Here is a 25,547-nt window from a genome sequence, read left to right on the forward strand (position 1 = left end):
CTGATTAGACATTTATTAACGCCAAATTATTTACACCAAGTTATTTACACAACAAAGGCGCAACAAGAAATTCCTGATGCGCCTGAACTGCTTAAACGGCCCGCTACTTTGAATTAACGGGCCTGACACAACAGTTTACTTCTTGTCGTCGTCTTTCACTTCTTCAAATTCTGCGTCAACAACGTCGTCGTTTGCTTGACCAGAAGAAGCTTGCTGCTCAGCGCCTTCCGCGCCGCCAGCTGCTGCTTGTTGAGCTTGCGCCGCTTCCATCAGCTTGCTAGACGCTTGAATAAGTTCTTGCGTTTTCGCTTCGATTTCTGCTTTGTCTTCGCCTTTAGACGCTGTTTCTAGCGCAGTAAGGGCTTCTTCAATTGGCGCTTTGTCTTCTGCACTTAGTGCGTCGCCAACTTCTTCAAGCTGCTTACGTGTAGCGTGGATCATACCATCAGCTTGGTTGCGCGCTTGAATTAGCTCTTCAAACTTCGCATCAGCTTCTTTGTTCGCTTCTGCGTCTGCTACCATTTTTTCTACTTCTTCATCACTTAGGCCTGAAGAAGCTTTGATAGTGATCTTCTGCTCTTTACCTGTGTCTTTATCTTTCGCAGACACGTGTAGGATACCGTCAGCATCTAGGTCGAAGGTTACTTCGATTTGCGGCACACCACGCGCTGCTGGGCGAATACCTTCAAGGTTGAACTGACCAAGAGACTTGTTGCCGCTTGATTGCTTACGCTCACCCTGTAGTACGTGTACGGTAACCGCAGACTGGTTGTCTTCCGCTGTCGAGAAGGTTTGCGACTTCTTAGTAGGAATAGTCGTGTTTTTCTCGATTAGCGCAGTCATTACGCCACCCATTGTCTCGATACCTAGAGACAGAGGCGTAACGTCTAGAAGTAGTACGTCTTTAACATCACCAGAAAGTACACCACCTTGAATTGCCGCACCTACCGCTACTGCTTCATCAGGGTTAACGTCTTTACGTGGCTCTTTGCCGAAGAACTCAGTTACATACTTCTGCACAAGCGGCATACGCGTTTGACCACCAACAAGGATGATGTCGTTGATATCGCCTACAGATAGGTCTGAATCAGCTAGTGCTTGCTTAAGTGGGTTAAGCGAGTTTTTCACTAGGTCTTCAACCAAAGACTCAAGTTTTGCACGAGTAAGCTTAATGGCTAAGTGCTTAGGACCTGTTGCATCAGCTGTGATGTAAGGCAGGTTAACTTCTGTCTGTTGTGAAGAAGAAAGCTCAATTTTCGCTTTTTCGCCGGCTTCTTTAAGACGCTGCATAGCAAGTGGGTCTTTACGAAGGTCGATGCCTTGATCTTTCTTGAACTCTTCAACTAAGTAGTTGATAACACGGTTATCGAAGTCTTCACCACCAAGGTGTGTGTCACCGTTAGTCGCTAGTACTTCAAACGTGTGCTCGCCGTCTACTTCATCGATTTCGATGATAGAGATATCGAAGGTACCACCACCTAAGTCGTATACCGCAACAACGTTATCGCCTTGCTTCTTGTCCATGCCGTAAGCAAGAGCAGCAGCAGTAGGCTCGTTGATGATACGCTTAACTTCAAGACCTGCAATACGACCCGCGTCTTTAGTTGCTTGACGCTGTGAATCGTTAAAATAAGCAGGAACAGTAATTACTGCACCAGTTACTTCTTCGCCAAGATAGTCTTCAGCGGTCTTCTTCATTTTCTTAAGCACTTCGGCAGAAATCTGAGGAGGCGCCATTTTCTCGCCCTTCGCTTCTACCCATGCATCACCGTTATCAGCACCTACAATTTTGAAAGGCATGATGTCGATGTCGCGTTGTACTTCTTTATCTTGGAAGCGTCGACCAATTAGACGCTTGATAGCGAATAGCGTGTTCTCAGGGTTCGTTACCGCCTGACGCTTCGCTGATTGACCTACAAGCGTTTCACCATCGTTTGTATAAGCGATGATTGAAGGGGTTGTACGATCGCCTTCCGCGTTTTCAATTACGCGAGGTTTGTCGCCGTCTAGAACTGCGACACATGAATTCGTTGTACCTAAATCGATACCAATGATTCTACCCATTTCGTGTCTCCGAATGATTTTCTTAATACTGTACTTTTAGTGGGGTTATTCCCCGTCTTTTCAATAGATGCCAGTAAAAAAACTGGCATTTTTGTGTGTTCGTCGCAAAGAGCGTTTTAAGCCTGCGTATCCACACCGCCGCTTGGCGCACGCGATACCATAACCATGGCAGGGCGTAACAAACGGCCATTAATTTGATAACCTTTCTGCATCACAGCCATTACTGTGTTTGGCTCGTGGTCTGCACTTTCTTGCATAGACATAGCCTGATGCAAATCTGGGTTGAAGGTTTCACCCTGCGGATCAATAAGGCTTAATCCGAATTTCTCAATAGTGCTTAAGAAAGTTTTGTGGGTCATTTCCACACCTTCTAGAAGCGGCTTCACGGCTTCATTGTCGCCATCAGTCATTTCGATTGCGCGTTCTAGGTTGTCGATAACCGGAAGCAATTCGCCCGCAAAGCGCTCAAGGGCAAATTTACGTGCCTTTTCTACTTCACCTTCCGCACGACGACGTGCGTTGTCAGCGTCTGCACGGGCACGAAGCACGCCATCTTGCTGTTCTTTAATCGTTGCTTGGGCTTCAGAAAGCGCGGTTTCTAGCTCATAAATGCGCTGTGCATTTTCATCTAGTTCTACGCCTTCTGCTTCTGACGTTTCTACCTGCGCTTCTTCTGCGCCTTGTACAGTTTCATCAACTGAATTTTCTTGTTCTGCCTGCACGTCGCGATTATCGCTCATGCCTACCTCCAAACGTTTTTCTAAATTAGGCATTACCCAGCCAAATTAAATTAGTGGGAATGAGTCTGTTGCGCTTAGTTATGGGGCTAGATTTAGGGTGTTCAAGGGTATCCACAATATTTTTGTGGGTGATTTTTAAAAAATCGTGGGAGATGCGCCATATGTAAAGATCATGTTATTGTAGGATTACATAAACTGCACAGTCGCGAGTTTTAAAAATGCGTGCAACTACACGGACGAGCTATTACACGGACTTTCAATGCTAAGTATATGGACGGTAGGGACTATTGTTGGCTTTTATCTTATCGCACTTTTCGCTTTAGCATTTTGGGGCGACAAGCGTCTACGCGATAACAGACAGCACCCTGTACTGTACAGTCTTGGATTAGGCGTGCACTGCACATCTTGGGCATTTTTCGGTACCACCTCTCAGGCAGCACAATACGGTTGGGCAGTCATCCCTACATATCTTGGAATCATGCTGACTATGGCTTTTGCGTTTCCTATGGTGCTTCGTATTAGCAGGTTATGCCAGCAGCATAATATCAGTTCCTTAGCCGACCTCATCTCGCTCAAATACCAACACTCTCATTTGATTGCTGCACTTATCACTTTACTGTGTTTTTTCGGCGTTGTGCCCTACATTGCCCTTCAATTAGATGCTATTACAAAGTCTATTAATTTACTCACCGGCGAGGCCCAAACCACTACGCCTTGGTTAAGCATTTACGTAGCCGGCTTGCTCGCCATATTTGCTATAACCTTCGGTACGCGCACGTTAAACTTAACTGATAAGCACCCCGGCTTGCTGCTTACCATAGCATTTGAGTCAATTATTAAGCTGGTCGCGCTTTGGGCTGTGGGCATTTTTGTTTGCTTTTTTTTGTTTAATGGCGTGATTGATTTAATATCAAACGCCGTATCTAATGCCAGTGCCCGAGAAATCATTTATGCTGATAGCGCACCTTGGGTTTATGTGTCACATGTTGCTCTGGGCGTTTGCTCTATGTTTGTTTTACCAAGACAGTTTCATATGAACTTTGTCGAACAAAACGGTGAGGGTGAACTTAGAACCGCGAGGTGGCTATTTCCACTCTATCTATTTGGTATGACCCTTTTTCTTATACCAATCGCACTTGCGGGTAAAATGCTGCTTCCAGCAACCACAAGTTCAGATGCCTATGTACTTGCACTACCTTTACATGCTGAAAATATTGCCCTGTCGTCCTTTGCTTTTATCGGTGGTCTTTCTGCCACCACAAGTATGGTAATTGTCGCAACGCTAGCCTTGGGCATAATGATATCAAACAATGTAGTAACACCACTGTGGCTAAAAGCCCGCCTAAAAACTTCTCCAAACCAGTCAATGCAACCAGGTAAAATCCTATCTATACGCCGTATTACCGTAGTAGTCGTTCTTAGTATTGCGCTCTGGTACCACCTTAATATAAGTCAGGCAGCGCCGTTGGTTAAAAGTGGTGTAATTGCTATCGCCCTGCTGGCCCAATGCATGCCCGCGTTAATGTTCGGAATCTATTGGCGGCGCAGCAGCAAGGCAGCTGCTATATCCGCTTTATTAGTGGGTTCAACGTGCTGGGCGATATTTTTACTCTACCCCAGCCTGCTCTCTAGCTACTATTTTAATCCTGCTCCAACCGACCAAGCTCTCGGGGTGGGATTTGCTTTCTCGTTACTGGCTAATTGCATTACATTTGTTATTGTCGCGCTCATTTCTTCGCGACCCGAAGCAAACAAAACCGACGCTATTGTGCAAAGTAACGCGGCCCCAAATTTACTCGTTAAAGTGCGTGACTTAATGGCGCTTACTGAACGTGTACTAGAAAGCGCCACCCATTCTCAGCTTGTGAAACAGCTTACGATTGATGTTGAGAGTGCATCAAGCAGCGGTTACGCAAGTCAAGCACTTATCGATAGAGCCAATAAATTGCTTTCAGCTCAGGTGGGAGGCCCCAGTGCTCGAATATTGTTAGGCGCTATAGCAGATACGGGTAATGATACCCTACCGGAATTAGTTGACTGGGTAGAAGAAGCATCTCAGTCTTTTCAGTTCAATCACGAGGTACTTCAGTCATCGGTACAAAATATCGAACAGGGAATTAGTGTACTTGATGACAAGCTGCAGTTGCTGGCGTGGAATGACAGGTACGTAGAGCTTTTTGCTTACCCTAAGGGCTTTTTAAAAGCGGGTATGCCAATTACCGACATACTGAGTTACAACGCAAAACGGGGCTTGTTTAACCCCTCAACGATTGATAAAAGAGTGAGCTACATGCTCAAAGGTACTCGCCACAAGTATATTCGCAAGCAACCTGATGGAAAAGTCATAGAGTTAAACGGGGCGCCGCTGCCAGGCGGCGGCTATGTAACCACTTATAGTGACATCACCGAATACATAGCCATTCAAAAAGAACTAGAAAGTGCAAAAGAAGATTTGGAGGAAAGGGTTGCTAAGCGTACTGCAGAGTTAGAAGAAGCAAAACACCAAGCGGATAAAGCCAACGAAAGTAAAACCAAGTTCTTAGCAGCAGCGGGACACGACCTCATGCAGCCTTTTAACGCCGCTGCATTATTTGCCAGCATGCTAAGTAAAAAAACGCAGGGTAGCGAACTCGCCCCGCTCTCTGAAGGCGTGGTTAACTCACTAGATAACGCTCAAAGCTTACTTTCCATGCTCCTTGATATGACAAAATTAGATGCTGGGGTGCTTACACCTCAAAACACTATATTTCCAATTGATGAAGTTTTGTCGTCGCTGGTACAAGAGTTCGGTGTTATCGCAAAGCAAAAAGGGATTACCCTAAGATATGTAAAAACGAGTGTCATGGTGTATTCAGATAAGAACTTGCTGCGCCGTGTGCTGCAAAACTTATTGTCTAATGCGGTTCGTTACACTCCACAAGGCAGTATTTTAGTGGGCGTCAGGCGCATACAAACTGCTAATATCGAGAAAACAATAAAGCTTTGCGTTTACGATACCGGTTTAGGCATTGCAGCCCACCAGCAGCATGAAATTTTTAGTGAATTCCACCAATTAGACGAAAACAAAGGTGAAGGGATTGGATTAGGCTTAACTATTGTAGAGAAGATTTGTCGATTGCTCGGCCATCGAGTAGGGCTAACCTCATTACCGGGCAAAGGTAGCTGTTTTAGTATTACAGCCCCACGCATAGTACATGCTAGTGTTAATTCAAAACAACTGCCGGAAACGGAGAGTTATAACAAAGAACTGTTTTTGGAAAACACACGTTTCTTACTGGTCGAAAATGATGAGCAAGTGGCTAATGCAATGTGTGCACTACTTGGCGATTGGGGAGCAACTACAACCTTGATAGCCAGTGGCGCCGAAGCTCCCAGTGTTTCAAACCAGCGTTTTGACGTACTTATTGCTGACTACCATCTAAACTATGGAGAAACAGGTTTCGACGTAGCGACGATATTATCTGAAGAAGACGTGAGTTTTGCATTAAAGGTATTAGTCACCGCAAATAGAAGCAACGAGATAAGAGAAGAAGCGGCTGCGTTAGAATTTAGTTACCTACCTAAACCCTTAAAGCCAGCGGCGCTAAAACGACTGCTTAAACAGTCGCTCTCGCTGACTCAAAAAAAACCGTAGACTGAGTAATTATAACGCGGAACGCTTAGGTTAGTTTTGGCTACTAAAATGACTACTTCAAAAAAGTTAAAAAATTACTTGTTAGTTTTGCTTCTATTGCGTAGCCATAGGCTAAATCTCGCTATTGAGGTACATTGATATGGAGCCGACCGTAGCGATAATCCAACGTAACAACAAAATCTTTAAGCAAGTCGTAACCAATAAGACCTACCACTTTTTTTCCACCGATACGACTTCCTGTTCTTTTATACTGACTTTCTAAGTTAGTGGTTTGCCCTTCTGCTGGAAAGCTTACTTTAACGTTGCTAATTTCAAACGGTCCAAATTTTACCATGTCTGAAGTGGCGAATTCGTTTACACCTGAACTATTGGCCCCAAATGAGGTACTTGTACCCTCTACTTTTTCGAGTAAGTTTGCTTTAGATGCGGCTCGGCGGTTAATTAATATTGTGCCAGCATTACCAGTATCTATACGAAGCCACAGCGGTACGCCGTTAATTTCAACCTGTGCAATGGGCATACCCGTGCCTTGTTGAGTGGTAGCTGGCACGTTAGCCACCCCCTTCATATTGACCGAATCTCGGGTAACAAGGCGAATTTTTCTGTGCGGGTAGTCTAATTGAACAACAAAACTGTTGAAAAAACCGGCTCCTAGTAACATGCCGTTAGAATGATGACCAAGGTTGGTTTCAACAAGCGAATCTAAATTAAATGTGGTTCCAAAAATTTCAACGTTAACATTGTTATAGGCTTTTCTTTTTTCAACACCATAAACCCCCTTCACGTTTACAGGTCTGCCTTTATCGAACTCTAAATCATGCTTTCTTACAAAGGCGCGATTGATGCTATTAATTTGTGCGCCTGAGTCTAGCATTACCCGCGATTCAATGCCGTCAATGGTAACGGGAAGAAATACATGACCGTTATCTAACGTGAAATCAACCCACTGCGTGACTGCTCCAAAAACGTGGCAAGAAGAAAGTAGAAGAAAAGTAAAAAGTGACAAACGCTTCATCAATATTCCTTTTGTTTTAGTATTATGCTCCTAATTATTTACGCTAGCACAACTTTAGATACAGTTCGATGCTAGGGGGTAAATTGCTGCGTAAATAAAGGTAAACGTCAATAATTGGTTGGCTTCTAGCTCAACATATCTGACGAGAAGTCGTGCCTATTCTTACAATATTAGTAACGCAGTTTAATAATTTAAGTTGTTAAGCTTTTACTAGCTCAAATGTATTGCATTTTTAAATGCTATGCCCGCCTTGGTCCTGTTGATAACACCAAGCTTTCTCAACACTGCAGACACATGCTGTTTGACGGTGGACTCAGAAATGGCAAGTTCGTAAGCAATCTGCTTGTTGAGCAAACCGTCTGATACCATTTGCAACACTTTGAGTTGGTGAGGAGTCAGTTGTTTTAACCTAACCGTGAAGTCATCTTGGTCGGATACATTACTTGCGTTAGAGGCTACAGGATGTTGTAGCGGATCCGAAGGCCTCTGAACCGAAGACGGTATCCAAGTTTCTCCATCTAGTACCGTATCTACCGCTTCAATGATACAGTCTACTGAGGCAGATTTAGGAACAAACCCACTTGCGCCTAACGCAAACGACTTTGCCATCACATCAGGCTCTTCTTGCGCAGTAACCACAACAACAAGAACATCAGGGTAGCGCGCATGTACTTCCGCAAGGCCATTCAACCCTTCATTGCCGGGCATGGTGAGATCTAAGAAAAGTAGATCGATGTCGTCATTTAACTCAAGGTAAGTAAGCGTATCGGGGAATGTGGACGTCTCTACAAGCTCAATATGTCCCACACTAGTTAACGCGTGGCACATCGCGGCCCTGAACAGAGGATGATCGTCAGCAATCAAAATTTTCACGGACATAATGCTATCAACTTGTAACCACTTTGTTAATTAACATACTAACACGCCGGTTAAAAAAGGTAATGTTATTGGTGCAATAATCTACATGACACTCTTCACTGATCTACACATCCGCTAGTCAACATTTTCACAGAAGCGAGTCTAGTAAAAGTGAGCACGCCTAAGCGCAACGGCCTAGGCGTGAAAAGTGGCATTAATTTTTATCAAGTATATCGTTTAGAAGCTATAACCTACCGTAAGATGCACAGTACGCGGGTCACCGTAATAACCGATAAGTGTGGTATCGCCACCAAGGCCCGGGCCAAAGTTACCTTCACCGTCTTGAGTGACAAAGTCATAACCGCCAACCAGATACTCTTCATCGGTCAGGTTTTTGACGTGCAATCCAGCATACCAGTCGCCTTCAACACTTTCCCAACGGGCGCTTAAGTTCACCAGACCATAGGCATCTTGTTGGATAAGGTCGCTGGTTTCAAATATTAAGTAATCATCGCGATAGTAGTAGTTAGCGTTAAAAGTAATATCCCCAAAGCGCGTTTCTAGTAAGTAGTTGGCGTTAAGATTAAAGGTATTCTCTGGCGTACTTGCTAGGCCAATTAACGGAGGGATTGCATTGTTTTTCTTAATTTCAAAGTCAATATAACCATAGGCAACGTCAAACTGAAGGTTATCAGTTGCTACCCACGTCATTTCTAACTCGGCACCTTTTGCTGCAGTTTCTGCAGCATTGCGCAGACGTTGGTCAAGGGCTGTTGGATCAGATAAATCCCCTTCTACACCAATATACTGACGATCTTTGTGATCATATGAAAATAAAGTGACATTCATGCGAAGTGCATCGGTTAAGTCGCTCTTCACACCAACTTCGAAGCTGTCTACGACTTCAGGTTCAACACCAGGCTCGTTAGTTTGAGCACGAGGGTTAAACGTGCCCGATTTGAAGCCTTGTGAATAACTTGCGAAGAACATGGTATCGCGGTCCATTTGATACTCCACGCCCACTCGAGGAGTAAAGCGAGACCAACTTTCTACCGCTGGGGCATCTAACAGGTCATCGCCATCGGTGTCTGTCCCAAGTACTTGCGGCACTAATTGTCCATCAGGGCGCACATAGCCATCTATCCAATCGGTATAAGGATAAACATTGGCGAAGACCAAACCGTTGTTTACAGTGGCTGTCTTTTCTTCGTCGGTGTAACGGGCACCAAGAGAAAGCGATAACTTATCGGTAACGTCGTAATTCATCTGCGCATAGGCAGCCCAACTTTCTGAGTTATTACAACCCGTCACTTCGCGAGTTAAACCTGGTGCACCCAGCGCTTGTCCTAACACACCTAAAATTGCATCAAAGTTACCGCAGCTTTCACCATCGTAAAAATAAAGCCCTGACACTAGGCTAAACGCGTTCCCTGTATAGTTTGCTTGAATCTCGTGAGTATCGTTACTGTCGTCGTATTCTGCTGGCACATCAAAAATAGGCAGAGGTGTATTATCGAAATCAATGTTGGTAGGTGAATAACTCTCTCTGTGCGAACCAATATATTTAAGCTCTAAATTATCATTCAGTTGGTATCGCGCCAGCCAGTTATAGCCTTCTAGCTCGACTTTATTCCATGTAGGTAAACTGGTGTAAGAATCGTAAACCGAATCGGGTACGGGCGCATCTGTCAAAATACTGGGAATTAAACGATAGCCGCCCTTAGCATTTGATTTATCTTCGGTTTTATCCCAGCCAATACGGAAAAACAAATCTTCACTAGGATGTACCTCAAGTGTTACGCGGGCTGCCCAAAGATCTTTGTTGTAGTTTTCTTTGTCTTGATCAGGCAACGCGCTTACTAGGTACTCACCGAAACCGTCTCGGTTTAAATTGGCATAACCCACGCCAAGAAACACAGTGTTTTCAATAAGTGGAATTTGACCTGTCACTTTAATATCGCGCTGGCTGTAGCTACCTACGGTAGCCTCAACGTTCATTTGCGTATCGCCGGTCATTTCTTTAGTTACGTATTTAACTGCGCCACCAATGGTGTTCTTTCCGTAAAGCGTTCCCTGTGGTCCTCGTAATACTTCAATACGCTGTACATCTAACAAATCAAGCACGGCTCCTTGAGGACGAGCAATATAGACATCATCAACATAAATACCTACGCCAGGTTCATAGCCCCAAAGCGGGTCTTGCTGACCCAGTCCGCGAATAAATGCCGTTAAGGTTGAGTTAGTACCACGACTGGTTTGCAGCGTTGTATTCGGTGAAAACTGCTGTACCTCGGTAAGTACGCTAATCCCTTTTTCGCCAAGCTCGGCAGCGCCAACAGATGTAATAGCAACCGGCGTTGCTTGTAACGACTCTACGGTTTTTCGCGCAGTCACTTCAATGCGCTCTAGCTTTCCTTTTTGCTCTTGTGCGTCAGCATTGGCCTGATCCTCCTGAGCGAATACTGGCGCGGTACTTAATACGCTAGCCACCGCAAGGGCGCATAAGCTATGCACGGGGCGTTTTACTGAAGTTCTTTTGTATTTACCTGATGTAACTGCGGCGGAATATGTCTGGTAGGGTGATACCAAGCTGTTAGTGTGTGTTGATTTAGACATAGTGAGTCCTTGTTGTTCTAAGTTCTAGGGCCTGTTGGTCTTTGCTGTACTCCAAATCCGCAAAGAGCAATAGGCTCACGTCACTGTCGGATGTATTGCCTACGGTCAAAATCACTTTAGTTAATTAATTGTTAATAGTATGTAGTACCATCGTACTATGGGATTTTGATAAAAGTAACGTCAAACTTTATGTCTGTTATGAATGCTTTTTATCTGATTTGCATACACTTTGTGGTTTGGGGTGGGGCAAATCTTTAATCAACTTAACTGTTTCGGTTCATCTGCGGTCACAGATTTTTTAAGGAATTATAACTATGTTAAGTATGATTGGCTTAGTAGGCGGTCTGTTATTGCTTATTGTTTTGACAATACGCGGAATGAACCTTTTTATTGCTGCACCTTTGTGCGCGCTTGTGGTGGCCATCACCAATAATATCGGCGTCTTCACTGGCGACGTAAATTTTGTTCAAACCTATATGAGTGGCTTCTCAGGCTTCATTGCATCTTGGTTTTTTATGTTTTTACTTGGCGCATTATTCGGTAAATTCATGGAAGACACTGGGGCAGCGGATGCTGTTTCTCGCTGGATTATCACCAAAATTGGTTACAAACGCGCTGTATTAGCTGTTGTGCTAGCTTGCGCTATTTTGACCTACGGTGGTGTTAGCGTGTTCGTGGTAGCGTTTTCTGTCTACCCGATGGCGGTGAGCTTGTTTAAAGATGCCAATATACCCCGCCGCTTCATACCAGCGGCCATGGCGTTTGGGTCGGTAACATTTACTATGACCTCGGCAGGCTCGCCCGAAATTCAAAATTGGATCCCCATTAAATATTTGGGTACATCCCCTTTTGCTGCATGGGAAGTCAGTCTTGTCGTAGCCATATTCATGGCATGTTTTGGCTACTGGTGGCTTGCTAAAATGATCAGAAAAGCCATAAATAACGGCGAAGTGTTTGAAGCCAGAGCAAGCGACCCTGAAGTACGAGACAGGGCGCTACCTCACCCGCTTACCGGCATTGTTCCGCTGGTTGTGGTGCTAGTCATTTCGTTTTTATTCCATGAAGAGCTCGCTCAACTAGCACTTATTTTGGCGTTAGGCGGCGGGGTGCTGTGTTTATTAGCGATTAACTACAAACATTTTCGCAGTTTACCTATCGCCATTAATGCAGGTACGACAGGGGCGTTGATCGCAATAGGCAACACTGCCGCAGTTGTGGGTTTCGGTTCCATTGCAAAAAACACCGACGCATTTCAAACAACGGTTGCGCTTATGACCCAAATTCCTGGTAACGAGCTTATTGGTGCCGCCATTGCCGTAAGCGTTATTGCTGGGTTAACAGGAAGTGCATCTGGCGGACAAGCTATTGCCTTACCCTTAGTGGCCCCACATTACATGGAGCAAGGCGTAGAACCAGAACAGCTGCATAGAATTGTATCTATATCTTCTGGCGCATTAGATTCATTGCCTCACAATGGCTATGTGGTAACAACCATACGCGCCATTTGTAACGAAACCCATCAAGCAGCGTATTGGGCGGTTGGCGCCCTGACTGTAGTGGTGCCAGTGATTGGGCTGGCAATGGCGATTGGCTTGTTTAGCTTTATGTAACACGTGGACTTAGCTGATAAAAACGAAATTGCGCAAAGGGTAAGCGCTGATAAAGGCGAAGCTAGGGTCACCTTATATAAAGACACTGCTAAAAAGGCTGCGCAGTGAAAAATGATGAAGGATTAAAGAAAATGAACTGGAAAACTAAGTGTGCTCCAAAGCTATTGTGGAGAGGAAGCAAGCGCAACAATAAACCATTAAGAGTGCCATGCGTTATATCGAACACTAAATCTATAACTTTACCCAAACAGGTAGACTTTTACTTAGCTAGAAAGCTGTGCTCCATAGTGGGATTGCTAGCGCCGCTACTCATAACTTTACACTTTCAAGTGATCGCAAATGAGATTGAGCAAAAAGATGCTCTGCTAGTAGAAAAGCAGATGTTTGAAATGCCCCACTTCACCACCTTTGGCGGCAAACAAATCACAAACGTAAAAGTAGGTTGGGAAGCGTACGGAACACTAAACGACACCAAAAGTAACGTGATACTTATTACCCACTATTTTTCTGGCACTTCTCATGCCGCAGGAAAGTATGATGAAAACGACACAGCGTCAGGCTACTGGGATAGTATTATCGGCCCAGGAAAAGCCATTGATACAGACCGCTTTTATGTAATAAGCGTAGATACGCTGGTCAACTTAAATGCTTACGACCCTCACGTGATCACCACAGGCCCTGCATCAATAAATCCAGACACAGGAAAACCTTACGGACTGGACTTTCCTGTTGTCACCATACGTGACTTTGTCAATGTTCAAAAAGCACTTCTTGAAAGCTTAGGTATTAGCAAACTGTACGCGGTTATTGGACCTTCTATGGGCTCTATGCAGGCTATAGATTGGGCGAGCGCTTACCCCGACTGGGTTGAACGTATGATTTCAGTTATCGGCGCAGGTCAAAGCGATGCTTGGACCACCGCAGCACTGGAACACTGGGCAACGCCAATTACGCTTGATAAAAACTGGAACAATGGTGATTACAACAAAGAAGAGGCTCCCCTTGATGGCTTAGCAGCCTCGCTTATGCTCATTACACAAAACGCTCTTACACCCTCGTTTTTCAATGAACAAGGCAACACATTGGATTTTAAAAATGTTGAGTCCGCACCGCTAAATGACATACGCCAATCTCACAGTATTGTTAGCTGGCTTCGCGAAAGAGCAAAAGCGCGCGCTCAAAAAATGGATGCCAACCATCTTTTATATTTGGTTCGCGCTTGTCAGCTTTTTATTACTGGGCATCAAGATAATCTTAAGCAAGGGCTGGCGTCTATAAAGGCAAAAACGCTCTTTATTCCAGCACAAACTGATTTACTTCTTATGCCTTACTTATCGCAAGGTGCACACCAAGGTTTAACTTCAATAAATAATGACAGCACATTGGTTACGCTAAATGGAAAATTAGGGCATTTAGAAGGCGTGACGAATGTATCTGCTCAAGCCGAAGCCATTCGTCAATTTTTAGAAAATGATAAGGTAGCAATGCAATGATGAAACCTTCACCCTTTTTACGCCACGCGCTTTGTCTATCTTTGTTAAGCGCGAGCGCGTTAGTCTTCACAGCGCCGATCGTCAGCGCAGCGTCGACAGCGCAGGACGATATCCCTTCACTTACCCTCGATTTAGAAAATGTCACCGTATCAGGCTTATCCTCAGGCGGCTACATGGCAACACAATTTCAGTTAGCACACAGCGACTGGGTAAAAGGCGTTGGCGTGATTGCTGGCGGCCCTTACTTTTGTGCCCACGGTGACATAACCACTGCCCTAGCACAGTGCGTGAATAAGGTAGAGGGAGAAATTAACCTTGAAGCATTAAATGAGAAAGCTGAACAATATGAAGCTGAGGGGAAAATAGCTTCGCTTTCTAATATGAAAGGCACAAAAGTTTGGCTTTTTCACGGCACGCAAGACAACAGAGTAATTGCAAAAGTGAGCGACTTACTGTTCGAGCAATACAAATTGTGGACAGACACTCAAAATATTACTTACGTCAACGACAGACCCATGGCACACCTGTTTCCCACAGAAAATAACGGCGTGGACTGCATGAAATCAGAGAGCCCCTTTATCGGAAACTGCGACTACGATGCGGCAGGCGCCATGCTCTCCCATATTGTAGAAGGTGTTTCTGCACCCGACGAGACACTTTCAGGGCATTTATACTTCATCGACCAGCAAAAGGTGGCCGGTAACGATGCAAAAACATTGGCAAGCGAAGGCTTTGTTTATGTACCGGCAAGCTGCGCACAAGGCGAGCCGTGCAGAGCTCATATTAGTTTTCACGGCTGTAATCAGTATGCCGATGCCGTAGGCGACGCCTACACTACCCAAACAGGGCTCAATGAATGGGCTGATGACAACAATATTGTTGTGCTGTATCCACAAACGAAAAAGTCACTATTTATGCCACTAAACCCACAGGGCTGTTGGGACTGGTGGGGTTATGCATCAAGCGATTATGCGAACAGAGACGGCGCGCAAATAAAGGCGGTAAAAAAGCTGTTGTTTTCATTAAATAGTGCAACCTCATCAATTAAAGCCGAAGGGAGTACCAATGAGTAAGCGCACAATATTTATCACAGGCGGCGCAAGTGGCATTGGCTTTGGCATTGCCGAGTCAATGATGAAACAAGGCCATCATGTGATCATTGCCGATATAAATGAACAAGCAGCTAAAGAGGCCGTGACTAAACTTGCACATTTAGACGGTTCGGCCAGCGCAGTGGCAGTAGACGTGTGCAGTGCAGAGCAAGTTGCTGCGCTACCTAACGTACTAGGGAAACACAACGTCGATGTATTAATCAACAACGCAGGAATACAGCACGTTTCTCGTATAGAGGACTTCCCTTCAGATAAATGGCAGCAGCTTATAAATATCATGCTTGTTGGCCCTGCTCTATTAACCCAAGCGTTTTTGCCAGCAATGCGTAAGCAAAACTACGGGCGCATTATCAATGTGGGCTCTATCCACTCTTTAGTCGCCTCGCCATATAAATCTGCTTATGTAGCGGCGAAGCATGGACTATTGGGGTTTGCAAAAACTATTGCTCTTGAAACGGCTGACTGTGATGTGACTATCAATACCCTATGCCCCGCCTACGTAAAGACCCCACTAGTAGAAAAGCAAATTACAGCACAGGCGAAAGAAAATAACCTCACCGAGGAAGAGGTAATTACAAAAATCATGTTAGAACCCATGCCTAAAAAGCAATTTGTTAGCGTTGAAGAACTTGCTGATACCGCAAGCTTTTTAATGTCTGCTAGTGCCCGCAATATTACCGGTCAAACCATGGTACTCGACGGGGGGTGGACGGCGCGATAGCTGATAGTGAATTTAACGCTTTACGATTGGTGGTTGTAGCGTGTTTCTCTCCGTGTTGAAAAGACTGCAAGGCGCAGTCTTTTTTTCGTTTTAACTTCTAGCAAAAACACTACTCCCAGAGGGAGACATAAATGGCGACCATCTCTTCAATGGTGGGTACGCGAGGGTTATTGCCGGGAGAGCCAGATGCCAAAGCTTGTTCTGCCATTGTTGAAGTCGAAGCGAAAAACGTCTCTTTATCAATTCCGAACTCGCTTGGCGTTGGTACTTGTAAATCAGCATTCAGCGCTTTTAGCTCGTTGATAAGCTTTTGATTCGCAACCTCATCTGAGTCACTTTGCGTAGCAACACCCATGGCGCGGGCACATTGGGCATAGCGCACTGGTGAACTTGGAATTGAAAAGGCGGTAACCGCAGGCAATAACATGGCATTCGATAAACCGTGAGGGACATGAAACGCAGCGCCTATAGGTCGACTCATTCCATGAACAAGGGCCACTGATGCGTTTGAAAAAGCAATACCCGCAAGCGTTGAGCCCAGCATCATTGATTCTCTCGCCGTTTCATTTGTTGGATCTGCAAATACGGTACGCAGATTGGGGGCGATTAATGCCATGGCTGACAGTGCCTGTGCATCGCTATAAAGATTGGCTTTGCGGCTTACGAACGCCTCAATAGCGTGAGTGAGCGCATCAATGCCTGTATCGGCGGTAACGCGGGCAGGCAAACTTTGCGTTAACGAATAATCGACCAACGCTGCCGTTGGCATAAACCCAAGACCAACACACAACATTTTCTCCGTTGTATCTTCGTCAGTAATAATAGTAAATCGCGTTGCTTCAGAGCCTGTGCCCGCCGTTGTGGGAATAGCGATAATCGGTAAACCCGCGTCATCAACAACCCGTGGAAATTTGTAGTCTCGCATTTCGCCGCCATATTTGCCCAATATGGCAATGGCTTTTGCGCTATCGATAGGGCTTCCGCCACCTAAGGCGATAATACTGTCATAATCGTCAGCTTTAAATGCATCCACACCTCGGTTAATCGATTTTACTGTTGGTTCTGGTACCGTCTCTGAGAATACATCTGCGCTGATTCCAGCCTCTTTTAGCACTTGCACTATGGCAGCGCTATATCCCAATTCAACCATCACCTTATCGGTAACCAATAACGGTTTGCGACAGTTAAGGCCTTTGAGCGTTTCAGCCACCCGCTGACTCGCGCCCTTCCCTATATGCATCACTCTAGGCAAAATAATTTGATGAGACATGCTTCCCTCCTGTGATTGCTTTTCTCCAGCATACCTGCCGAGATGTCTAAAGCAATGACAATGTAAAAATAATGTTATCTCTTTGCCTCAATCCGAGCACCTTTTCAACGTTATTAACGTAAGCCGAACAACCCACAAACTTTTTTGGCCTTTCACGACAAAGTGATTCAATGGTTCAGGGAACACTACTCTATTGAAGGAGGCCTTCTCGACTATAATCGGTTAGAAGATCGCTAAACCTGGTGCTCTGCAACGTTTTACGCTTTTCTTTTGCAAAATACCTGTGCTAATGTCCGACCATTGGAAATGAAAGGACATTAGCATTCCATGCCCTATCAAACCGTTGCTTTAATTGGAAAACCTCAGCACGCTGCAACTCATGACAGTTTGAATATTCTTGCCGAATTTCTTTTGGCAAAAGGCTGCAAACTATTGGTTGAGGAAAATATTGCTGAAGAGCTTGAAACTGAAAACCTCAAAAGCTGTAACCTTGTTACTATTGGTAAAGAGGCTGACCTTGCCGTTGTAGTAGGTGGTGACGGCAGCATGCTAGGTGCTGCGCGCGTACTCGCTCGCTTTGACATTCATGTTGTGGGCGTAAACCGAGGTAACCTCGGCTTTTTAACAGACATTCACCCTGATGATATTGTTCAACAGCTTGACCTTATCTTTAATGGTGAATGCGTGGTTGAAGAGCGCTTCTTACTTGAAGTCGAAGTTTATCGGCACGAAAAGCTCAAAAGTAACAACTCTGCCGTAAACGAAGTGGTGCTGCACCACGGTAAAGTTGCCCACATGATGGAATTTGAAATTTATATCGATGAGCAATTTGTATTTAGTCAGCGTAGCGATGGATTAATTGTCGCCACACCTACAGGCTCTACAGCTTACTCTTTATCCGCAGGCGGTCCCATCATCATGCCAACGCTAGATGCACTTACCTTGGTACCTATGTTTCCTCACACATTGAGCAGTCGTCCCATTGTTGTTGATGCAGACAGTCAGGTATCGATGAAAGTATCAAAGGTAAACAGTGACTCGTTACAAGTGAGCTGCGATAGCCACATTGTTCTACCTGTGTTACCCGGCGATGAAATCCGCATTAATAAGAGCGTAGATAAGCTTCATTTAGTTCACCCCAAGGGCTACAGCTATTTCAACGTACTTCGCAAAAAGTTGGGTTGGGGCAGTAAACTTTACTAGCCCCCCATTCATGTTATCTAATGTGCATTTATTACACTAGCCTGTAGCTTTTTCTTGAATGCTACAGGCTTGAAAAATAAAGATTTTTTAATCTCTTCATATTTTTCTATTAAAAACGCGTACTTATAAAAGTCTCAGATTTCGGCATACCCGTTGCAACCGTTGAACTAAGTTGTTGGCACAGGGTTAGCGAGACTTTGACCCTTTCGATGTTTTTCATCGTGCTGATTTATTTGCATTCAATAGGAGATATCATGAGTAACACCAATATCAAATTTACAGCCCCGGGAATGGACAACGATGCTGCTGCCAAAACAATTAAGGTATTGGATCAGCGATTGGTTGCACTATTAGATTTACAGTTAACCTTAAAGCACATTCACTGGAATGTGGTAGGTCCAAATTTTATTGGCGTGCATGAAATGCTAGACCCACAGGTAGATACAGTACGCGAAATGACCGACACCATTGCCGAACGTATTGCCACATTAGGCGGCGTACCTAAAGGCACACCTAAAGCAATTGTAGACGGTCGTAGCTGGAAAGATTATGAATTAGGTAAGGGTTTAGTACTTGACCACCTTAAAGCTTTAGATGCTGTGTATGATGGCGTTAACGGCGACCACAGAAAAGCGCTAGAACTTCTTGGCGAGATTGACCCAGTATCAGAAGATATGATCACCGGCCAGCTGGCAGACTTAGAACAATTTCAGTGGTTTGTCCGTGCGCACATTGAATCTGGAAGCGGTGAATTGCAGCAATAAGCGTTAATTATTGAATTTTAGATAGACACCTAACTATCTGTGAATTGATTAAAGTTAGGATTCTAAAGGAGAGCTTAGGCTCTCCTTTTTGCTGTTTGGTTTTAATAAACACAAGAGTAGAATAGCGTACTGGGCTACAAACCTATTTGCTATTAATATTTTATCTAACTTAGTACTGTATAAATTTCTGTAAAACACGCGACCGGTTTATTCTCTCTTTACCGAGTTACTAATAACCCCACTAACACACCAAACACAAACCACTGATTTAACAACATTTATTATTATACACCTTCATTTTAGCGTAATTTTTTCTCGACTTAACTTTACATGGCCAAAATACTGTATATATTATCAGTTACTGTATATATCATCATGTTCAACTTTTTCGAGTGTGGTTATGTTAGCGCATCTTTCTATTTCTAATTTTGCTGTTGTAAAACAATTATCGGTTCAACTGGAAAACGGGCTTACTGCAATAACCGGTGAAACCGGCGCAGGTAAATCAATCGCTATTGATGCGTTAAGCTTGTGCTTAGGTGAACGTGCCGACGCAAACGCCGTGCGTAAAGACAGTACGAAAGCTGAGATCATCGCACATTTTTCTTTGAGCGATAACACATTAGCTAAAGCCTTTCTCGATGAACATGAGCTCACCTCAGATGAGGATGAGAATAGCTGCTTTATTCGCAGAGTTATCTCTAAGGAAGGTCGTTCAAAAGCGTTTATCAATGGTATTCCCGCTTCACTTCAGCAGTTGAAAGGCTTAGGCAAGTATTTGTTGGCCATTCATGGTCAAAACACCCATCTTCAACTGTTGAAAGAAGATTACCAAAGAGAACTGGTTGATGGCTACGCTAAGCATGATGAATTGTTAACGCAAGTTACAGAAACTTACTCAATTTGGCGTGATAAACAACGCACACTAAAGGCACTTCAAGAGCAAGCTCAACAGCGTGAAGATAGAATTCAGCTGTTAACCTATCAGGTTCAAGAACTTGATGAGTTTGCTATTGAAGAGGGCGAGTTCGAAGAGTTAGAAATAGAACACAAGCGATTGAGCAATGGTCAAAGTCTTTTAGAACAAGCGCAGACTAGTGTGTACAACCTATATGAGAGCGACGAAGGCAACGCATTATCAGTGATTCAAAGCAGCATTGAGCGCTTAGGTGAATTAGAAGCCCACGATGCAAGCTTAACGCCTATGATAGCGTTATTAAACGACGCAGCAATTCAAGTAGAAGAAGCTGCGGGGGAGCTGCGTAGCTACTGCGATCAGTTAGAGATCGATCCGTTTCGCCTTCAGCAAGTTGAGGCGCGCTATGCTAAGGCGATGGAACTTGCGCGCAAACACAATGTGATGCCAGAAGGGCTATATCAATACCATCAAGAATTAGCTGCCGAATTCAATTCATTATCTGAACAAGAAACGCTGTTAGGGACACTTGAAGGTGAAGTAGAAGAAGCGAGAGCAACGTACCTAACTGCGACCAAAGGGTTGTCTGAAAGTAGGCAACGTGCTGCAGGTAAGTTAAGTAGAGATATTGAAGCTCAGATACGTCAAATGAATATGCCTCATGCAAAAGTAGACATTCAAATTCAGTACGATGAGCTTAAGAAGCCAGTTAGTACAGGTCTTGATACTGTCGAATTCAAAGTATCTACCAACCCTGGACAGGATGCAGACAAGTTAGAAAAAGTGGTGTCTGGTGGTGAACTGTCGCGTATAGGGCTAGCTATCCAGGTAATTGCAAGTGACAACCACGCCACGCCCACCATGATTTTCGATGAGGTAGATACGGGTATCAGCGGGCCAACTGCGTCTATCGTTGGTGGCCTATTACGCAAATTGGGCAAGCAGTCACAAGTTATGTGTGTAACGCATTTACCACAAGTAGCTGCGCAGGCGCATAACCAGCTTTTCGTCACTAAGCTTACTGATGGGGAGAGCACAGAAACGCAAATGCTACCGCTTACTAAGCAAGACCGTATTGATGAGCTAGCGAGATTGCTAGCTGGTGACAAAGTAACCAAATCGGCCTTAGCAAATGCAAAAGAACTGCTTAAAAGCGCAGCATCGAACTAAAATGCAGTTGATTGGTCATAGTTGTCAATGTAGCATGCCTTCGCGCTTGCAATAAAACAGTCTCGAAATTCGCCTTCGCGAATTTTGTTGGCACTAACAAAGGCAATAGTGGACAAATTAACGCATGAAGTTGCAACACCTATTAGTAATTCTTGGTATCTCACTTACATCAACCGCTTGTTCGAACTGGATATATCGGATCGACGTTCCTCAAGGAAATTTCCTTGATCAAAGAGACGTAGAAAAGCTTCGCGTTGGAATGACAAAAGAACAGGTTATTTATGTATTAGGTAATCCTGTTGTTCAAGACTCGTTCGACGATGACACTTGGTACTACGTTTACGATATGAAACGCGGTATGGAAAAGCGTGGTAAAGATTTTCAAAAGCGAATGGTGATAAACTTCGTAGATAACAAAGTCACCACGGTTGAAGGTGACTTCGAGTTATCTGAAGACTTCAACACCCCGCTTGATAACTAATCATATTTAAAAAGGTAGCGTCTTGACGCTACCTTTTTAGTTTCTAATACCCTTGGTAACAACGCCTATTTTTCGAGTTACATCACTTACCTGATTGAGGCCTATATGGAACACAGTTTTTGGCATAGTAAATGGCAAAAGAACGAAATTGGATTTCATGAAACCGAAGGCAACGCGCTTCTCGTTAAGTATGCGTCTTTTCTGCTTGACGACGAAAGCGCTAACTCGGCTTTGAAACGTATATTTGTTCCGCTATGTGGGAAAACCCGTGACATCGGCTGGTTGCTTTCTCAAGGTTGTGAGGTGGTAGGTGCTGAACTGAGTGAAGTGGCTATCATACAGCTATTTGAAGAGCTTGGTGCCGAGCCTAACGTTACTACCACTGCAAAGGGTAAGGCTTACACCAAAGACGGCTTAACCGTATTCGTGGGCGATATTTTTAAACTCACATCAAGCGACCTTGGTAATGTTTCGGGGGTTTACGATAGAGCAGCTTTGGTTGCATTGCCTAGCCCCCTTCGCGAGCAATACGCTGCACACCTAATTGCTATTACTCAATGCGCGCCTCAGCTAATTATTTCATTCGAGTATGACCAGAATGAAATGGCTGGCCCTCCATTTAGCGTAAACGAGAAAACCGTTGATTTACTTTACTCTGGCGACTACCACATTAAAAGGTTAGAGCGTTCAATGCTTAAAGGCGGCTTAAAAGGCAAAGTAGACGCCGATAACTTGGTATTTGCACTAACAGCAAAGTAGGCCTTATTGCTGCCTTCCGTTGCAGGTATATAGCCTCTGAACCAAGCAATCACTTCGAATTCAAATGGCAAATTCGGTTGCCCCCTTCTGCTTGCATTGCCAATAATGTTGCTAAAGGCAGCGTCTATAGTCCTAGCAATGCCTCGACCCCAAACAGTATCGCACCTATTAAACCACCGACGATGGTGCCATTAATTCGCACTTTTTGAAGGTCACGACCGATATTTAGCTCTACCTGCTCCGCCATCTCGCGCTCATCCCAACTATTAATTGTGTCGCGTATGTGACGGGTTAGAAATTCAGCCAATTCTGGCGCCATGTATTTCGCCGCTTCACCAATATGCTTATTAAACGCTTTTGCTAACTCACTGTCCTGCGTTAACGTTGTGCCCAAATCTTTCATAAGGCCAGACACCTTTGTTTCTGCCTTGCCATTTTGCTCTTCAAGCGACCTTAAAAGCCATTGATGGAATTTGGCCCATGACTGCTGAACATAGGTATTTAATGCCGGGTCATTGATGATTTTTTCGCGATAGCTGTTTACCTTTTTTTCCATTAATGGGCTGTGCTGTAATTCGTACAAGAATTCGTGAACCTGCTCATCAAAGGCATGGCGAATGGGGTGATGCTCATCTTCGTATATATCTTCTAAAATACTAGAAACCGCTTTAACAGCAATGAGTGCACCCTGTTCGCTTAGCCAGCTAGACGGCAATAGTTTTTCGATGCGGCTGTACTCAGTTTTTAACCAAACAACTAACGTATCTGCTATATAAATCTGAGTTTCTGGCTCTGCAAGCAGTTTGGCTAATTTCCCTAATACCCTATCAAGGACAACTTGGTGTTGGCGCTCTTTCGTCACAGCGCTTAGCGAGGTTGCCATCAGCTGCCTAAGGTCTAGTTGGTTAATACCCTTCTGCACTGTTTTAGCGATAAAAGCTTTTACTGGTTTGTCATCAAGCACACGCAAAACGCCTGCAAAAGCGTCACATAGAAAACGGCTCAATCGACTAGCGTTTCTGTCTTGAGACAACCACCTTCCCGCTCCTTTAGCGGGGTCGCTGTCCCGAATTAGCTTTTCAATTGCTTCTGGGTGAAAGAATTTTTCTTTAACAAACAGTGATAAATTGTTGGCAATGACCGATTTATTGCTTGCCACTATATTAGTATGGGGAATGGGATACTGGGCTGGTATTGGCTTAAACAACGCAGTTACAGCAAACCAGTCAGCCAGACCACCGATGAGCGCGGCCTCACTCGCCATCTTTATAAGCCCTAACCACCACGCATCCTGTAAGCTTGGGTAAAACTTGGGCAGTAATACCGTAAAGACAAATACACTTGCGGCAAAAACCAAACAGGCTAACGCAAGTCTTTTGGCTTGGTTTAGCTGTGCATATTTGTCCGTCATAAACTACTCCGCTTAAATTATTTGTTTACCATCTTGGTCCATAAGTGGCGCCCAGTCTTCTTTAGCAAAAGGACCTTATGTCCATTCAGGTACGCTCTTCACCATTGCCTAACAGGGTCCACATAGCTTCAATGTGTCGTTCGCGTTGCCAGTATCGACCTTATCTTCTTTTAGCCCAGAAAGTAAAAAATGTTTTTTCATATTCAGGTTTCGGAATGCAAACAATAGGCCTATTCACCCAAATAGAGTGCTTCAACATCAATTCAAAGCCAAGCACCTAAATAGGCTCAACTCTCAACCTGTACGCAGTGGACACACACTCGCTTTTCTACAAACCAATCACGTCTCACCTGTACAGCGCGGACACACACACGCTTTTCTACAAACTAATCACGTCGCACCTGTACAGCGCGGACACACACACGCTTTTCTACAAACTAATCACGTCGCACCTGTACAGCGCGGACACACACACGCTTTTCTACAAACTAATCACGTCGCACCTGTACAGCGCGGACACACACACGCTTTTCTACAAACTAATCACGTCGCACCTGTACAGCGCGGACACACACACGCTTTTCTACAAACTAATCACGTCGCACCTGTACAGCGCGGACATACAAAGTTTCTAACTTGATACTATGTGGAAAAATAATCAGATAAACAGTCTTGTTGGAGCTTTACCACTAAATTAGAGCGTCCAGCTCACTTCTTAAAGCTAAATAAGTGTCTGTCCACTTCTACACTTAAGTGCATGTTAATTCCGATGGTCAAATGCGCTATCTATTGGTAATAAAAGCTACAAAACTAATCATCACGCTACTAGATTTGCTCTCCCTTTTCATAAAATTAGATTAACCTTATGATTTTATTAACTTTTAAAGAATGGCACGATACGTGATTCAGGTAATACGGGTGATGGGGGCGATAAGACCGATGAACACATAACACGCCACATCAAAAGTTGTGTTTGGCACCAACATCATTAGACCGTGCTATCTAGAATATATAAAAACCATTAAGGATATAAGAATATGAAAAAGTCGATAATTGCCAGTGCTGCTATGTTGCTCTCCGCCACTCTACTAAGTGGCTGCGTCGTCCATGTCGGCAACGCAAACGCTTTGGAAGGCAGTGATTTTAGTTCAATTCTGGGTAATATCGACATTGCCGAAGGAAAACACGCCGGCGACATTTCCTCGGTAAATGGCAACGTAGAAATAAGCGATCATGGCGGCGCAGATGAAATTAGTATTGTTAATGGAAACCTAGAAATGGGTAACCATGTGACTGTCCGAAATATTGATATTGTAAATGGCGATGTTACTGCAGATTCGAATCTGAGCGTGGTTAAGGGTATCGAGACGGTAAATGGGAATGTCGCGCTTCCTACACAAAGCACGATTGGCGCTAGCGTTGAAACTGTGAACGGTGATATCACCGCTGTAGATACAACCATCGAAAAGCACATCAAAACACTAAATGGAGATATTACGCTGTCTGGTTCAACCCATGTTGCGGGTGACATTGTTTATAAAGAAAGTGAAAGCTCCTGGGGAAACAAGTCAGATAACAAACCCACTCTATCAATTAGTGCCTCTGTTACTGTAGATGGCAATATTGTTTTGCATCGCCCTGTAAACTTAGACATCGAAAGCGACGATTTAAAGCAAAAAGTCGTTGTAAGCTACAGTGGTGCGCAGTAAC

At 44.4% G+C, this 25,547-nt stretch carries 18 protein-coding genes; 11 read left to right on the plus strand and 7 right to left on the minus strand.

Annotated features, from left to right (window positions below; all coding sequences use genetic code 11):
• Positions 1-135: 135 nt before the first annotated feature.
• Together dnaK and grpE are read right to left on the minus strand one after the other, a co-directional pair.
• Positions 136-2,064, minus strand: coding sequence for a molecular chaperone DnaK (gene dnaK, locus D1814_RS00985; RefSeq protein ID WP_118489694.1), 1,929 nt, complete (start codon positions 2,062-2,064; stop codon positions 136-138).
• A gap of 116 nt (positions 2,065-2,180) precedes the next feature.
• Positions 2,181-2,804 (minus strand): nucleotide exchange factor GrpE, encoded by a 624-nt coding sequence (grpE, locus tag D1814_RS00990; RefSeq protein WP_118489695.1) that lies wholly within the window; start codon positions 2,802-2,804, stop codon positions 2,181-2,183.
• Positions 2,805-3,063: 259 nt separating this feature from the next.
• Between grpE and D1814_RS00995 the strand changes: the two genes are divergently transcribed.
• The gene (locus tag D1814_RS00995; RefSeq protein ID WP_118489696.1) at positions 3,064-6,438 is read left to right on the plus strand and encodes a hybrid sensor histidine kinase/response regulator; all 3,375 of its coding nucleotides are present in this window, start codon (positions 3,064-3,066) and stop codon (positions 6,436-6,438) included.
• A gap of 121 nt (positions 6,439-6,559) precedes the next feature.
• Here D1814_RS00995 and D1814_RS01000 read toward each other — a convergent pair whose 3' ends face one another.
• From D1814_RS01000 to D1814_RS01010, 3 genes are all read right to left on the minus strand, one after another.
• Entirely contained in the window at positions 6,560-7,453 is an 894-nt protein-coding gene (locus D1814_RS01000) for an aspartyl protease family protein (protein WP_118489697.1), read from the minus strand.
• A 210-nt stretch (positions 7,454-7,663) separates the two neighbouring features.
• Positions 7,664-8,332 (minus strand): response regulator, encoded by a 669-nt coding sequence (locus D1814_RS01005; protein WP_118489698.1) that lies wholly within the window; start codon positions 8,330-8,332, stop codon positions 7,664-7,666.
• Positions 8,333-8,548: 216 nt separating this feature from the next.
• Entirely contained in the window at positions 8,549-10,927 is a 2,379-nt protein-coding gene (locus tag D1814_RS01010) for a TonB-dependent receptor (RefSeq protein WP_118489699.1), read from the minus strand.
• Positions 10,928-11,241: 314 nt separating this feature from the next.
• Here D1814_RS01010 and D1814_RS01015 point away from each other — a divergent pair, with 314 nt between their 5' ends.
• From D1814_RS01015 to D1814_RS01030, 4 genes are all read left to right on the plus strand, one after another.
• Positions 11,242-12,537 carry a GntP family permease gene (locus tag D1814_RS01015; RefSeq protein ID WP_118489700.1) on the plus strand — a complete coding sequence of 432 codons (1,296 nt, stop codon included), beginning with the start codon at positions 11,242-11,244 and terminating at the stop codon, positions 12,535-12,537.
• 104 nt (positions 12,538-12,641) lie between these two features.
• Positions 12,642-14,030: an E22 family MetX-like putative esterase gene (locus D1814_RS01020; protein ID WP_409049190.1), complete on the plus strand. Its 1,389-nt coding sequence runs from the start codon at positions 12,642-12,644 to the stop codon at positions 14,028-14,030.
• Positions 14,027-15,103, plus strand: coding sequence for an extracellular catalytic domain type 2 short-chain-length polyhydroxyalkanoate depolymerase (locus D1814_RS01025; RefSeq protein ID WP_118489701.1), 1,077 nt, complete (start codon positions 14,027-14,029; stop codon positions 15,101-15,103). The genes D1814_RS01020 and D1814_RS01025 overlap by 4 nt, the downstream gene beginning before the upstream one ends.
• Positions 15,096-15,863 (plus strand): 3-hydroxybutyrate dehydrogenase, encoded by a 768-nt coding sequence (locus D1814_RS01030; RefSeq protein ID WP_118489702.1) that lies wholly within the window; start codon positions 15,096-15,098, stop codon positions 15,861-15,863. Before D1814_RS01025 ends, D1814_RS01030 begins: the two co-directional genes overlap by 8 nt.
• 109 nt (positions 15,864-15,972) lie before the next feature.
• Here the strand turns inward: D1814_RS01030 and D1814_RS01035 are convergent, their stop codons facing one another.
• Positions 15,973-17,133: an iron-containing alcohol dehydrogenase gene (locus D1814_RS01035; RefSeq protein ID WP_118489703.1), complete on the minus strand. Its 1,161-nt coding sequence runs from the start codon at positions 17,131-17,133 to the stop codon at positions 15,973-15,975.
• 327 nt (positions 17,134-17,460) lie between these two features.
• Here D1814_RS01035 and nadK point away from each other — a divergent pair, with 327 nt between their 5' ends.
• The 5 genes from nadK (at position 17,461) to tmpT (ending at position 22,426) form a co-directional block, all read left to right on the plus strand.
• The gene (gene nadK / locus D1814_RS01040; RefSeq protein ID WP_118489704.1) at positions 17,461-18,336 is read left to right on the plus strand and encodes an NAD(+) kinase; all 876 of its coding nucleotides are present in this window, start codon (positions 17,461-17,463) and stop codon (positions 18,334-18,336) included.
• A 254-nt stretch (positions 18,337-18,590) separates the two neighbouring features.
• Complete coding sequence (gene dps / locus D1814_RS01045; protein WP_118489705.1) at positions 18,591-19,100, plus strand: DNA starvation/stationary phase protection protein Dps; 510 nt, start codon at positions 18,591-18,593, stop codon at positions 19,098-19,100.
• A gap of 400 nt (positions 19,101-19,500) precedes the next feature.
• Entirely contained in the window at positions 19,501-21,186 is a 1,686-nt protein-coding gene (recN, locus tag D1814_RS01050; protein WP_118489706.1) for a DNA repair protein RecN, read from the plus strand.
• A gap of 124 nt (positions 21,187-21,310) precedes the next feature.
• On the plus strand, positions 21,311-21,667 hold the full coding sequence (locus D1814_RS01055) for an outer membrane protein assembly factor BamE (RefSeq protein WP_118489707.1): 357 nt from the start codon (positions 21,311-21,313) through the stop codon (positions 21,665-21,667).
• 105 nt (positions 21,668-21,772) lie between these two features.
• Entirely contained in the window at positions 21,773-22,426 is a 654-nt protein-coding gene (gene tmpT, locus D1814_RS01060; RefSeq protein WP_118489708.1) for a thiopurine S-methyltransferase, read from the plus strand.
• 124 nt (positions 22,427-22,550) lie between these two features.
• On the opposite strand, the gene D1814_RS01065 is transcribed toward tmpT, so the two are convergent.
• A complete protein-coding gene (locus D1814_RS01065; protein ID WP_118489709.1) occupies positions 22,551-23,837 on the minus strand; it encodes a DUF445 domain-containing protein in 1,287 nt (428 codons plus the stop codon).
• A 1,037-nt stretch (positions 23,838-24,874) separates the two neighbouring features.
• Between D1814_RS01065 and D1814_RS01070 the strand changes: the two genes are divergently transcribed.
• Entirely contained in the window at positions 24,875-25,546 is a 672-nt protein-coding gene (locus tag D1814_RS01070) for a hypothetical protein (protein WP_118489710.1), read from the plus strand.
• The last annotated feature ends 1 nt before the right edge of the window (position 25,547 follow it).

Source organism: Alteromonas sp. BL110 (assembly GCF_003443615.1).
Classification (GTDB): Bacteria; Pseudomonadota; Gammaproteobacteria; order Enterobacterales; family Alteromonadaceae; genus Alteromonas.

Excerpts from the sequence above, each read along its gene's own strand:
- dnaK (WP_118489694.1), bottom strand. The coding sequence starts at position 2,064 with ATGGGTAGAATCATTGGTATCGATTTAGGTACAACGAATTCATGTGTC.
- grpE (WP_118489695.1), bottom strand. The coding sequence starts at position 2,804 with ATGAGCGATAATCGCGACGTGCAGGCAGAACAAGAAAATTCAGTTGAT.
- D1814_RS00995 (WP_118489696.1), top strand. The coding sequence starts at position 3,064 with ATGCTAAGTATATGGACGGTAGGGACTATTGTTGGCTTTTATCTTATC.
- D1814_RS01000 (WP_118489697.1), bottom strand. The coding sequence starts at position 7,453 with ATGAAGCGTTTGTCACTTTTTACTTTTCTTCTACTTTCTTCTTGCCAC.
- D1814_RS01005 (WP_118489698.1), bottom strand. The coding sequence starts at position 8,332 with ATGTCCGTGAAAATTTTGATTGCTGACGATCATCCTCTGTTCAGGGCC.
- D1814_RS01010 (WP_118489699.1), bottom strand. The coding sequence starts at position 10,927 with ATGTCTAAATCAACACACACTAACAGCTTGGTATCACCCTACCAGACA.
- D1814_RS01015 (WP_118489700.1), top strand. The coding sequence starts at position 11,242 with ATGTTAAGTATGATTGGCTTAGTAGGCGGTCTGTTATTGCTTATTGTT.
- D1814_RS01025 (WP_118489701.1), top strand. The coding sequence starts at position 14,027 with ATGATGAAACCTTCACCCTTTTTACGCCACGCGCTTTGTCTATCTTTG.
- D1814_RS01030 (WP_118489702.1), top strand. The coding sequence starts at position 15,096 with ATGAGTAAGCGCACAATATTTATCACAGGCGGCGCAAGTGGCATTGGC.
- D1814_RS01035 (WP_118489703.1), bottom strand. The coding sequence starts at position 17,133 with ATGTCTCATCAAATTATTTTGCCTAGAGTGATGCATATAGGGAAGGGC.
- nadK (WP_118489704.1), top strand. The coding sequence starts at position 17,461 with ATGCCCTATCAAACCGTTGCTTTAATTGGAAAACCTCAGCACGCTGCA.
- dps (WP_118489705.1), top strand. The coding sequence starts at position 18,591 with ATGAGTAACACCAATATCAAATTTACAGCCCCGGGAATGGACAACGAT.
- recN (WP_118489706.1), top strand. The coding sequence starts at position 19,501 with ATGTTAGCGCATCTTTCTATTTCTAATTTTGCTGTTGTAAAACAATTA.
- D1814_RS01055 (WP_118489707.1), top strand. The coding sequence starts at position 21,311 with ATGAAGTTGCAACACCTATTAGTAATTCTTGGTATCTCACTTACATCA.
- tmpT (WP_118489708.1), top strand. The coding sequence starts at position 21,773 with ATGGAACACAGTTTTTGGCATAGTAAATGGCAAAAGAACGAAATTGGA.
- D1814_RS01065 (WP_118489709.1), bottom strand. The coding sequence starts at position 23,837 with ATGACGGACAAATATGCACAGCTAAACCAAGCCAAAAGACTTGCGTTA.
- D1814_RS01070 (WP_118489710.1), top strand. The coding sequence starts at position 24,875 with ATGAAAAAGTCGATAATTGCCAGTGCTGCTATGTTGCTCTCCGCCACT.